The sequence below is a fragment of the Sphingomonas sp. genome (genome assembly GCF_017745215.1).
Classification (GTDB): Bacteria; Pseudomonadota; Alphaproteobacteria; order Sphingomonadales; family Sphingomonadaceae; genus Sphingomonas.
Genome location: NZ_JAGHZV010000001.1, coordinates 538,255 through 550,892 on the forward strand (window position 1 = coordinate 538,255; position 12,638 = coordinate 550,892).

Annotated in this window: 8 protein-coding genes; 7 read left to right on the forward strand and 1 reads right to left on the reverse strand. The window is 68.0% G+C overall.

Annotated elements, in window-relative coordinates; genetic code table 11:
• Window positions 1–15: 15 nt before the first annotated feature.
• Window positions 16–951 carry a fumarylacetoacetate hydrolase family protein gene (locus J7495_RS02525; protein ID WP_294054490.1) on the forward strand — a complete coding sequence of 312 codons (936 nt, stop codon included), beginning with the start codon at window positions 16–18 and terminating at the stop codon, window positions 949–951.
• Window positions 952–1,114: 163 nt separating this feature from the next.
• Window positions 1,115–3,262: a TonB-dependent receptor gene (locus J7495_RS02530; RefSeq protein ID WP_294054491.1), complete on the forward strand. Its 2,148-nt coding sequence runs from the start codon at window positions 1,115–1,117 to the stop codon at window positions 3,260–3,262.
• Between the two features lie 68 nt (window positions 3,263–3,330).
• On the opposite strand, the gene J7495_RS02535 is transcribed toward J7495_RS02530, so the two are convergent.
• A complete protein-coding gene (locus J7495_RS02535; protein WP_294054492.1) occupies window positions 3,331–3,777 on the reverse strand; it encodes a hypothetical protein in 447 nt (148 codons plus the stop codon).
• 185 nt (window positions 3,778–3,962) lie between these two features.
• Here J7495_RS02535 and J7495_RS02540 point away from each other — a divergent pair, with 185 nt between their 5' ends.
• The 5 genes from J7495_RS02540 (at window position 3,963) to J7495_RS02560 (ending at window position 12,498) form a co-directional block, all read left to right on the forward strand.
• Window positions 3,963–5,090 (forward strand): AraC family transcriptional regulator, encoded by a 1,128-nt coding sequence (locus tag J7495_RS02540; RefSeq protein WP_294054493.1) that lies wholly within the window; start codon window positions 3,963–3,965, stop codon window positions 5,088–5,090.
• Window positions 5,091–5,211: 121 nt separating this feature from the next.
• On the forward strand, window positions 5,212–7,902 hold the full coding sequence (locus J7495_RS02545) for a TonB-dependent receptor (protein WP_294054494.1): 2,691 nt from the start codon (window positions 5,212–5,214) through the stop codon (window positions 7,900–7,902).
• 75 nt (window positions 7,903–7,977) lie between these two features.
• Window positions 7,978–9,576 (forward strand): AMP-binding protein, encoded by a 1,599-nt coding sequence (locus J7495_RS02550; RefSeq protein ID WP_294054495.1) that lies wholly within the window; start codon window positions 7,978–7,980, stop codon window positions 9,574–9,576.
• 1 nt (window position 9,577) lies between these two features.
• Window positions 9,578–10,852, forward strand: a complete 1,275-nt coding sequence (locus J7495_RS02555) for an MFS transporter (RefSeq protein ID WP_294054496.1) — start codon at window positions 9,578–9,580, stop codon at window positions 10,850–10,852.
• Window positions 10,849–12,498, forward strand: a complete 1,650-nt coding sequence (locus J7495_RS02560; RefSeq protein WP_294054497.1) for a carboxylesterase family protein — start codon at window positions 10,849–10,851, stop codon at window positions 12,496–12,498. The genes J7495_RS02555 and J7495_RS02560 overlap by 4 nt, the downstream gene beginning before the upstream one ends.
• Window positions 12,499–12,638: the final 140 nt, after the last annotated feature.

A 12,638-nucleotide genomic window follows, 5' to 3' on the forward strand; every position in this document is an offset into this window, starting at 1 on the left:
AAGGGATATCCACCCATGAAGCTCATCACCTTCGCCGTCGACGGCACGGCTCACGTCGGCGCGCTGCTGCCGGGCGAGACCAGCCTCTCCGACTTCACCGCGGCGAGCGGCGCGGCCCACTTCGCCGATATGCTCGCGCTGATCGACGGCGGCGAACCCGCGCTCGACGCAGCCCGCGCGCTCGTGGCGAGGCCCGCCGTCGAGCGATCGCTGGACGGCGTCCGGCTGCTCGCCCCGGTGCCCGTGCCGCGCCAGATGTACGATTGCCTGACGTTCGAGAAGCATCTGATGCAGGCCCGCGCCAACCGCCATCTGGTGGTCGGCGAAGTCGGCGCCGCGCCGCTCTCGCCGCTTTCGCCGGTGTTCAAGGAGCGGCCGGTCTACTACAAGCCGAACCGCTTCTCGGTGGTCGGCACCGGCACCGAGGTGATCTGCCCGCGCTACTCCGAATGGTTCGACTATGAGCTCGAGTTCGGCGTGTTCCTGTCGCGCTCGGGCAAGGACCTGAGCGTCGACGAAGCCGCCGACCGCATCTTCGGCTATTGCATCTTCAACGACTTCAGCGCGCGAGATCAGCAATATCGCGAAATGCCGGCGATGCTCGGGCCGAGCAAGGGCAAGGACTTCGACACCGGCAACGCGATGGGCCCCTGGCTGGTGACCAAGGACGAGATCCCCGACGACCAGACGCTGACCATGACCACGCGGATCAACGGCGAGGTCCGATCGGTGGGGACGAGCGCGGACATGCTGCACAGCTTCGCCGAGATCATCGCCTATGCCTCGGTCGACGAGACGCTGCACGCGGGCGAGTTCTTCGCCTCGGGCACCGTGGGCGGCGGCTGCGGGCTGGAACATGGCGAACGGCTGCGCCACGGCGACCTGGTCGATCTCGAGGTCTCGGGGCTGGGGCGGCTCGTGAACCGCGTCGTCATCGCGGCGGAGGCCTGAGCCGTCAGGCGCACGCCTCCGTGGACGGGCGTCCATGGAGGAGCCCTTCCCGGGCGGGGCCGCCCGGCCCCATCAAATCCACGATGAAGCCGGAACAACCGGCGGTTGTCGCACCGGCCCGAGCCGTCCACAGAGACGCCGCGCCTCAGGAGAGGAAAACCGCATGACTGCCCGTTATCTGCTCTCAGCGGCCAGTATCGCCGCGCTTGCCATCGCCACCCCCGCCTTTGCGCAGGACGCCGCGGCGGACCAGGATTCGCCGATCGGCGAGATCGTCGTCACCGCGCAGAAGTACAAGCAGGACGCCCAGGACGTGCCGATCTCGATCAGCGCGCTCGATTCGGACACGCTCGAAAAGTCCGGCGTGGCGAGCCTGGACGCGGTGCAGAAATACGCGCCCGGCCTGCAGATGGCGACGGTGGGCAGCGGCTTCGTCAGCTACACCTATCTGCGCGGCAGCGGCACCAACCAGATCGATTCGGGCTCCGATCCCAGCGTCGCCTTCTTCGTCGACGAAGTCTATGTGACCGGCACCGCGGGCGCGCAGTTCAACCTGTTCGACGTCGACCGGGTCGAAGTGCTGAAGGGCCCGCAGGGCACGCTGTTCGGCCGCAACGCCGCCGCGGGCGCGATCAGCATCACCACGCGGCGGCCGACCGCGACGTTCAGCGCCGACGCCTCGGTGGACGTCGGCAACTACGACCTGCGCGTGGCGCGCGGCGCGATCTCGGGCCCGCTGACCGCGGACGACGCGCTGCGCTTCCGCGTTTCGGGGGTGATCCAGGATCGCAGCGCCTTCACCGAGAACCTCGCGGGCGACGATCCGGGCACGGTGAAGAGCGCTGGCGGCCGAGCGCAGCTCGAATATGTGAAGGGCGACCTGAGCTGGCTGCTCACCGGCAATTACTATCGCGCGCGCAACGGCATGACCAACCAGTTCCTCGCCACCACGGTGAAGGCGGCGTTCCTCAGCCCCGCCGCGATCGCGGCGCTTCCAGCGGGCGAGGATTTCTACACGCATTACTACAATGTCGACGGTTTCGAGGACCAGGACGCGGCCGGGCTCACGAGCCGGATCGAGCTGAAGACCCCGATCGGCACGCTGACTTCGGTGAGCGCCTATCGCTTCAACAAGTTCAACCGCGCGCAGGACCAGGACGGCACGATCGCCCAGGCCTATGAGCTCGACTCGTTCGAGCGCGATCGCTCGATCAGCCAGGAGCTTCGCCTGTCCGACCAGAGCGCGTCCTTCAACTGGGTGGCCGGCGCCTATTATTATCACGACAAGACCGATCGGCAGGACACGGTCATCACCGGTCCCGACTATGCGCCGGTCGCCTCGCGCAACCTGACCAGCATCGATCGCAGCCACCTGACCGTGGAGAGCATCGCCTTCTTCGGCCAGGCCAGCTATTTCTTCACGCCGCAGCTCAGCCTCACCGCCGGCGGGCGCTGGACGCAGGACAAGAAGAGCGACGACCGCTTCGTCCAGCGCTTCACCACCCCGGCCTATAGCGTGAGCCCCGAGGCGACGTGGCGCTCGTTCGATCCCGCCGCAACGCTCTCTTGGCAGCCGAGCACGCGCGTGATGGCCTATGCCTCCTATCGCCAGGGGTTCAAGAGCGGCGGCTTCCAGACGCTGCTCCCCGCCTCGGCGACGCTCGCGGCGACACCGTTCGCGCCGGAAACGGTGCGCTCCTACGAGCTCGGCCTGAAGAGCGAATGGTTCGATCGCCACCTGCGTGCCAATTTCGCGCTGTTCCGCTCCGACGTGACCGACCAGCAGATCCTGCGCGTGCTCGGCAATTCGACCAACGTGATCGACAATGCCGGCCAGACCCGCACCACCGGCCTCGACACGATCTTCAACGTCGCGCTGGGCAAGCTCAGGATCGATGCGGCGACCACCTACCAGCATGCCCGGTTCCGCCAGTACATCACCGGCGTCACCAGCTATGCGGGCAAGGCCCAGCTGCGCTCGCCGGACTTCGCCGGGTCGTACAGCGCCGAATATCCGATCGCGGTCGACGACGATCATGCGCTGACGCTCCGTGCCGAATATACCTATCAGTCGAAGAGCTTCTTCGATGCGGCCAACACCGAGACCGCGGGGCTGTACCAGCCCGGCTACGGCTTGCTGAACGGCCGGATCTCGTTCGGCTCGGAACGGCAGGGCTGGGACGTCTCGCTCTGGGCGAAGAACATCACCGGCGAACATTATTTCCGCAACATCACGGTCTCCGGGACGACCGGCCTGGCCGTTCCCGGCGATCCCGCCACCTACGGGATTTCGCTTCACTGGGGGATGTAGCCGGATACCGGCACGGGAGCCCGGGGGCCGGCCCCGGGTCACCCGTCGCCGTCGAACGCGGCTCGCGATCAGCGCGCGAGCCGCCGGGCGTTCCTGGTCGCGGTACGGTGGACCGGCGCCAGTGCCGCGCTCCCGAGACGGGCCGACGCTTCCATCACGCCGAGCAGATAGGCCCCCTGTCGCGCCGACAAGGCCGCCAGCTCGGCCGGGGTGGGCGGACGGCCGCGAAGCGATTGCGCGTACAGCTGCTGCGCCTCGGCAAGGAACGCCGATTGCATCTTCACCCATTCGCTCGCCGCCGCCACCGCGGACCGGGAGAAGGCGTCGAGCTTCTCCGGGGCCATCCGCGCCAGCTCGGCGCGTTCGGCGCGGCTCGCATCCGCGCGCATCATCCCGGTGCGAGCCCGGATGACGCCCGGTGCGGCTCCGAGCGTCTCCGCGGTCCGAAACGCCGTGTCGATCATCGAGAAGCCGATGGCCGAAAATCTTGCCCATGCGGTGAAAGGATCGAACATGGTTCCCCCGAGGTCGAAGTGGCGGACGTCGACGCCCGGCGGTGCAAGGAAGTTCCCGACTTTCCGCACGGGCACGCCGTGCCTTCGCGGGCGCGCGACGTAACCGGGAAGCAGGACCCCTGCCGATTTCCGAAGCGTCCCGGCTTTGACGCGGTACCGGCGATCGTGCGAAGTCCCACCCGGCCATGGCTGATAGTACCGACCCGCTGGATCCGGCTTCGAATGCTGCGGCTGAGCCCGAGCGGCCGGCGGGATTGGACGGCGTGGCGGTCGCGGCGTTGCTTCGCGGCGCAGCGTTGAAGCGCCAGGATCCGCACGATCTCCTTCGCAAGGCGGCGATCGATCCCTCGGTCCATGGCGATCCGCACCGATCCATCGACGGCCGCGAGCTCTTCCGGCTGGTCCAGCAGATCCAGCTCGCGCTCGACGATGCCTATATCGGCTTCCTCGCCGAGCGATGCCGGCTGGCGCTCGAGATGGAGCGGACGCTTGCCCATCTGCACTGCGAGACCTTCGGCGAATCGCTTCGCGTCAGCATCCGCTTCACCCAGGCGCTGTCCGCGGAGATCGGACCGCAGCTCGTCGAGGATCGCGCGGTCGTGAAGCACGTCTGCGTCTACCACACGATCGACGGCGTGGATCGCGACATCTTCGTCTGGCTGCGCTTCGTATGGATCTTCCATCTGTTCAGCTGGCTGATCGGGCGACCGCTACGGCTGCGCGGCGTCTACGTGCGCGGCCCGCGGCCGGTGCAGGCCAACGGGTTCGACCGGTTCGCGCTGTTCGGCTGCCCCATCCACTATAACGCGCCGATCGACGCGCTGTGCTACGACCGCAAGGACCTGGGTGCGCGCTTGGTCCATGGCACGCTCGCCGAATACAGGGATCATGAGGCGAGCAACCCCGACTGGTTCGCGACGCCGAGCGGCGGGCTGACCTGGCGCGCGCGGACCGAGCATGCTCTCGTCGATTTCCAGCGGTCCGAAACCTGGTCGCCTTCGATCGAAACCATTGCCGGGCGGCTCCGCAGCCAGCCCCGCCGGCTACGGCGCGACCTGGCGCGCGAAGGCGAGAGCTTCCAGCAGATCCGGACGCGGCTGCGCGGCGAGCTTGCCGCAGCTTATCTGCTCGTCACCGACCTGCCGATCACCATGGTCGGCTATCGCGTGGGGTTCAGCGAGCCCGGCAGCTTCACGCGCAACTTCGTCGAATGGGCGGGCATGACGCCCTCCGACTATCGCGCACGGTACAAGTCCGAGAATGCGCGGGTGACCGCAGCCACCATGCTTTTGACCGAACGGACCAATTCCTGACCGCAATGGTGTGAGGGTTGGTCACTTGGGTTAAATCTTGCCGTCAGACGCGCCATGGGCAAAGCGCCTCCGCCTGGATCATCCAGCTCCCAACAACGAAAAACAGTTGTGGGAGGATGTCATGATCGAGCCTTGGAAGCTCAGGAAGCAATTCGCTTTGTCCGGCGTGTCGCTGGCGGCCGCGATGCTGTGCGCGGCGGCACCGGCCTGGGCGCAGGACGCGAGCGGGCAGGGCGAGGCGCCGTCCCAGTCGCAAGCCGACAGTCCCGATACGACGGACAGCAACGAGATCGTCGTCACCGGATCGAGCATCCGCGGCGTGCCGCCAACGGGCTCGAACCTGATCAGCGTCACGCGCGAGGACGCCAAGACGATCGGTGCGAACACCACCGCCGGGCTGCTGGCCACCGTGCCCCAGCTCAACAGCTTCAACACCACGCCCCGGGCCAGCAGCGGCGGCGCAGGTTCGTTCGCGCCCGGCCTGCGCAGCCTGCCGGCGACGGCGACCTTGCCGCTGATGAACGGACACCGGCTCGTCGCGGCGAGCACCAAGGAGACCAACCCCGATTATCCGGCGATTCCCGACCTTGCGATCGAGCGTCTCGAGATCGTCGCGGACGGCGCATCGGCGATCTATGGATCGGACGCGGTCGCGGGGGTGATCAACTTCATCACCCGCCAGCGGGCCTCCGGGCTGGAGACTTCGGTACGCTATGGCGTCGCCGACGATTACCACACCTTCAGCGCGAGCGGCCTGTTCGGCAAGGACTGGGGCAGCGGATCGATCGTCGCGGCCTATCAATACGCCGAGAACGGCAACATCACCGGTGGCGATCGCGACTTCCGCGTCGTGGATTTCCGGCCCTATGGCGGCGTCGATTCGCGCAGCACGGTCTGCCCGGCGGCGAACGTGGCGGTGAACACGACCGCCTATGCCATCTACTACGCCGCGCCAACGCTCGCGCCCAACACGCGCAACCTTTGCGACAATGGCGCGGTGACGGACATCGTTCCGAAAGCGCGGCTGCACAGCGGCTATCTCACGGCCCATCAGGACCTGAGCGACCGCGTCACCTTGTGGGGCGAGCTGCTCTATTCGGACCGCAAGGAAGTCGACCGGGCGCCGCCTCCACCGGGCGCGGGCGCTTCCGGCGGCGTGATCCTCTACAATATCCCCGGCTACTCGACGAACCCGTTCTTCAAGACGCCGCCGGGCAGCGGCGCCACGATCGAGTTCGTCCAGTTCCGCACCGACAATCTCTATGGTGCCGACCATATCGACAACCGGTTCCGGGTAAGGGCGGGCAATTCATCCGCCGGAGTTGACGCCAGGCTGACCGGCGACCTGAAGCTGAGCGTCTACGGCACGATGGATTGGGCGCGTAACGACGCCTATCTGCCCGCGATCAACCCCGCCGCGCTCGACGCGGCCGCCTCGGCCAGCACCGCCGCGACGGCGCTCGATCCGTTCGGCAACGGCACTGCGCCCGCGGTCGTGGCCAAGATCCTCGACTATGCCGGCGACCTGACCATCCACCAGCGCACCTATCTGGGCGCCGCCAAGATCGACGGCCCGCTCGCCGATCTGCCCGGCGGGCAGCTCAAGATCGCAGTGGGCGGCGAATATCGGCACGAAGCCTTCCGGCAGCGCGGAATCTATGGCGGCAGCCAGGTGCCCGAGAGCCTCGATCGCAGCATCAAGTCGGCTTATGGCGAGCTGTTCGTGCCGATCTTCGGCGATGGCAATTCGGCGCCGCTGATGCGCAGCCTCGCCGTGTCGCTCTCGGCCCGCTACGACGATTACAGCGACTTCGGCTCGACGACCAATCCGAAGGTCGGGGTCAATTGGGAGCCGGTGCGCGGGTTCACGCTCCGCGGCACCTACGGCACTTCGTTCCGCGCCCCGGGGTTGCGCGACGTTGGGGCCACGGTCGGGGCCTATTATTTCAACGCGGCCGCGATCGCCGGCAGCGTCCTGCGCGATCCGACGCGCGGCGCAGCGCAGGTCGACACCGTCGTGCTCTACGGCGGCAATCGCGGCCTGCAGCCCGAAAAGGCCCGGACCTGGTCGATCGGCGCCGATCTCCACCCGGTCTTCGCACCGAACCTGCGCGCGAGCCTGACCTTCTACGACATCCACTATACCGACGTGATCGGCACGCCGGGGGGCAGCGTCGCGTTCACCGACCCGACCTTCGCCTCGGTCGTGTTCCGCAATCCCACCACTGCCCAGCTCAACGGCCTTCTGTCGATCGCGGTGCCGGTGAATTTCGCCGCGGGCGCGCTTCCCCCGATCGGAAACCTGCTCGACTTCCGCCAGGGCAATTTCGGGGTGCGCAACACCAACGGCCTGGATTTCGACATCAATTATCGCCAGCCGACCAGCTTCGGCTGGGTCTTCGCCGATCTGGCCGGCAACTACATCCTCAAATACGATACGCAGCTTTCGTCGACCTCCGCGGTGTCGAACCAGCTCGACCTCGGCGTCCCGAAGGCGACGATGCGCGGAACGCTGGGCACGCAGGTCGGCCGGGTGACGGCCGTCGGCTTCGTCAACTACCGTCACGGCGTCACGGGCCTCTACGCCACGCCCACCGGCACCGCCACCTACAGCGCCGGTTCCTACACGACGGTCGACCTGCGCCTGTCGGTGAAGCTGCCGGATACCGGCCCCGCCAAGGGAACCGAGCTGTCGTTCCAGGTGAACGACGTGTTCGATCAGAGGCCGCCGTTCTTCCCGGCGACGGACGGCATCGGCGGAAGCTACAATCTCGGCCGGTACGTGGCAGTCGGCCTGCGGACCAACTTCTGATCTCGCCAATGCAATCGCTGCGGGAGAGGCGCTTCTCCCGCAGCACCCCTCCAACGACTGGTTAGTGTTTCCCAGATGCAGGCTTACCCGCTGACACTCGACAAATTCCTCGACCATGCCGCCAAGTGGCATGGCGCCGCCGAGATCGTCACTGCCGCGCGCGGGACGGTCACCGGGCGGATCGGTTATGCCGACGTGCGCGCGCGCAGCAACCGCTTGTCGGGCGCCCTGCTCGCGCTCGGACTGCGCACGGGCGACCGGGTGGGCACGCTGGCATGGAACACCCAGCACCATCTCGAGCTCTACTACGCCACGATGAACGCGGGCCTGGTCTGCCACACGCTCAACCCGCGGCTGACGCCCGCGCACCTCGCCGCGATCGTCAACGAAGCCTCCGACCGTGTGCTCGCGATTGCCGCAAGCCTCACCGGGATGCTCGCCGAACTGCTGCCGCTCTGCCCGACAATCGAGCGCGTGATCGTGCTCGACGAGGCCGTCGATACCGCCGCGCTGGCGGTGCCGGTCGATGGCCTGGACGCGCTCGTCGCGAAGCACGGCGCGGCGGTGGAATGGGGTGGCTTCCCCGAGGACGCGCCCGCAGGCCTCTGCTTCACTTCGGGAACGACGGGGCGGCCCAAGGGCGTGACCTTCACGCACCGCTCGAACTATCTCCACACGCTGATGTCGATCCAGCCCGACGTCTATTGCCTCTCGGCGCGTGAGCGGATCCTCGTCGCGATCCCGATGTTCCATGCCAACGCCTGGGGGTTGCCCTTTTCGGCGCCCGCGGTCGGTGCCAGCCTGATCCTTCCCGGCCGCGACCTCGACGGCGCCAGCCTCGCCGCGCTGATCCGCGACGAGCAGGTGACCGTGGCCTGTGGCGTCCAGACCGTCTGGCTGGGCCTGCTCGACCACCTCGACGCTACCGGCGGCGAAGTGCCCAGCCTCGAGAGGGTGATCATCGGCGGATCGAAATGCCCTGACGCGCTGATCCAGCGCCTTGAGACGCGCCTGGGCGTCCGCGTCCAGACGAGCTGGGGGATGACCGAGATGTCGCCGATCGGGACCGTCGAATCGCCGCTGCTTCCGCCCGCCGCCGAGCGCGCCTCGGGCCGCCCGCCGATTGGTGTCGACCTCAAGCTCACCGATGCCGAGGGCACGAGGCTCCCCGAGCAGCGCGGCACCGTCGGCCATCTCAAGGTCAAGGGCGCCTCGGTGATCGACCGCTATTACAACGCCGAGGCGAGCGCGCTTGACGGCGAAGGCTATTTCGACACCGGCGACCTCGCCACGATCGACGAAAGCGGCTCGCTCACGATCTGCGGCCGCTCGAAGGACCTGATCAAATCGGGCGGCGAATGGATCAACCCCGCGGAGATCGAGGAAATCGTCGGCCGCGATCCGCGCGTGGCGCAGGTCGCGGTGATCGGTAAGCCGCATCCCAAATGGGGCGAGCGGCCGGTGCTCGTCGTCGAGCTGCGCCGCGACGAAGATGCCGACGGACGGGCGTTGATCAAGGCGCTGAAGGGGCGGATCGCCGACTGGTGGCTGCCCGACGAGATCGTCGCCCTCCCGCGCATGCCGCTCGCCGCGACCGGCAAGATCGACAAGGTCCGCCTGCGCGCGGACTATGAGAGCGGCGCGCTCGCCGCGCATGTGACGGCGCGGGGCTGAGATGGTGCGCAACTCCGCCTCCCCCGCGCGCGGCGGGCTCGTGCTCGGCATGCTGTGCTTCGTCTATGTGCTCAACTTCCTCGACCGCCAGCTGATCTCGATTCTCGCAAAGCCGATCCAGGACACGCTGCACATCTCGGACAGCCAGCTCGGGCGGATCACCGGCCTCTATTTCGCGCTCTTCTATTGCTTCATCGCGATCCCCGTCGGTTGGCTGGCCGACCGCACCAACCGCGTGACGGTGCTTTCGGTCGCCTGCGCGCTTTGGAGCGGCGCGACCGCGGCGTGCGGGCTGGCGAACAATTACGCGCAGCTCGTCGTCGCGCGCATGGCAGTGGGCGTAGGCGAGGCGGGCGGGGTGCCGCCCTCCTATGCGATCATCTCGGACTATTTCCCGCGCGAGCGGCGCGGCACCGCGCTGGCGATCTTCAACCTGGGTCCGCCGCTCGGCTCGGCGCTGGGCGTAGCGATGGGCGCGTCGCTCGCGGCGGCGTTCAACTGGCGCGTCCCCTTCTACGTCATCGGCGGCGTCGGCGTGGCGACCGCGCTGATCGTCTACCTGCTGGTCGACGAGCCCGAGCGCGGCGGGCGCGATCAGGAGCCGGCCGCAGAGGCGCCGAGGGTTGGCTTCTTCGCGGTGATCGCCCGCTTCTTCGCCAATCCGATCCTGAGCCTCGCCGCGCTGGCGAGCGGGGCCGCGAACTTCATCACTTATGGCCTGAGCAACTTCGCGACGCTGTTCCTGATGCGCGAAAAGGGCATGGCGCTTGGCGAAGTCGCGATCTGGTACGCCCTTGTCGTCGGCATCGGGATGAGCGCGGGCATCTACGCATCGGGCCGGCTGATCGATCGGTTCGCCGCGCGCAGCAAGGCCGCGCATGCCAGCATCCCGGCGCTGTCGCTGCTGCTCGCGCTGCCCTTCTTCGTCGCCTTTGTCTGGGCGCCGGGCTGGAAACTGGCGATCCTCTTCCTGATCGGCCCCACCTTCCTCAACTCCTTCTTCCTGCCCGCCACGGTCGCCTTCGTCCAGAACGAGGTCCGGCCCGACCAGCGCGTGATCTCGGGCGCACTGCTCCTTCTGGTGATGAACCTCATCGGGCTAGGGCTGGGGCCGACCTATGTCGGCATGGCGAGCGACTTCTTCCGGCCTGCGCACGGCGCCCATGCGCTCCAGACCGCGCTGTATGCGCTCGCGCCGATGTACCTCATTGCCGCCCTGCTCTTCTTCGCACTCGCCCGCATGATCCGACGCCACGAACAAGGAACCCCGCGATGAAATTCCCGATCAGCCTCGCCGGCGCCCTGGCGCTGCTCCTCGCTTCGGCCGGTGCCGCGGCGGCACAGGACGCTGGCCCCGTCGTGCGCGCGCCGGCGGGCGCCGTGAGGGGCGTGCGCGAGGACGCCGCCGAAGTGTTCCGCAACATCCCCTATGCCGCGCCGCCGATCGGCCCGCACCGCTGGCAGCCGCCGCAGCCGATGCCGCGCTGGACCGGCGTGCGCGCGGCGCAGGCGCCGGGTGTCGCCTGCATGCAGCCCGTGATGGCCGCGGGACCCTATGACCGCGGCAAGCAGGCGATGAGCGAGGATTGCCTCACGCTCGACGTTACCATGCCCGCGCATGCCCGCAACGCGCCGGTGATGGTGTGGATTCACGGCGGCACGCTGATCTGGGGCACCGGCCATTCCAAGATGTACGACGGGCGCGAATTCGCGAAGCGCGGCATCATCCTCGTCTCGATCAACTACCGGCTGGGCGTGCTCGGCTATCTCGCGCATCCCGAGCTCAGCCGCGAATCGAAGGACGGCGTCTCGGGCAACTACGGCCTGCTCGACCAGATCGCGGCGCTGCGCTGGGTGCGGCGGAACATCGCGTCGTTCGGCGGCAACGCCCGCAACGTCACGATCTTCGGCGAATCGGCTGGTGCGCTCAGCGTCGAATATCTGCTCGCTTCGCCGGTCGCGCGCGGGACCTTCGACAAGGCGATCATCCAAAGCGGCTACGCCTTCACCATGCCCGAGCTGCGGACCGCGCATTATGAGGAACAGTCCGCCGAAGGCATCGGGGCGGCACTGGCGACCAAGCTGGGGGCGCCGGACATCGCGGCGCTGCGGGCGATGGACGCGGGCAAGCTGGTCGATGCCGTCGCGGCGGCCGGCTACGCGCCCTATGGCACGATCGACGGCAAGATCCTGAAGCGCCAGCTGGTCGACACCTTCGATCGCGGCGAACAGGCGCCTGTTCCCTTGGTCGCGGGGTTCAACAGCGGCGAGATCCGCAGCCTGCGCTTCCTGCTGCCGCCGATGCCGGCCGACGCTGACGCCTACACTCGCGAGGTCCGCGCGCGCTACGGCGACCTGGCCGACGCGTATCTCCGCCTCTACCCTGCACAGGACTTCGAGCGGACCCTGCTCGCCACCACGCGCGACGTGGTGTTCGGCTGGGCCTCGGAGCGGCTCGTGCGCAAGCAGGCGGCGATCGGCCAGCGGTCCTACCTTTATTATTTCGACCACAGCTATCCGAGCGCCGATGCGGCGAACCTCACCGGCTTCCACGCCAGCGAAGTGCCCTTCGTCTTCGGGACGCTCGACGGCACGCCCGCTTACTGGCCGGCGATCCCCCGCACGCCCGAGCAGCGCGGGCTTTCCGGCGCGATGCTCGACTATTGGACCAGCTTCGCGCGCACCGGCTCGCCGAAGAGCGCCGGCGGGCCCGATTGGGAAGCCTTTGCGCCGAACGAGACGGCGATGCGCTTCGCCGACGCCCCGGAGCTGGCGCGGCACTTCATGCCCGGCATGTACGCGCTCCACGAGGAAGCGATGTGCCGGCGCCGGGCGAGCGGGACGCAGTCGTGGACCTGGCGCTCGGGCAGCACCGCGCCTGTCCTTCCCACGGCGGTGCCGCAGTGCGCAGCCGGGCGCTGACCGCACCGGGGTTTCGGGCGACTAGGTGTTTGATCCCGCAGTGTGGTGGTACGTTTGACCATCACGCATGGTGGGAGGAGCTATGGGTCAGGTTCTACACGGGAGCGCCCGCACGACTGAGGCAGTCCGTCGAGCGATAC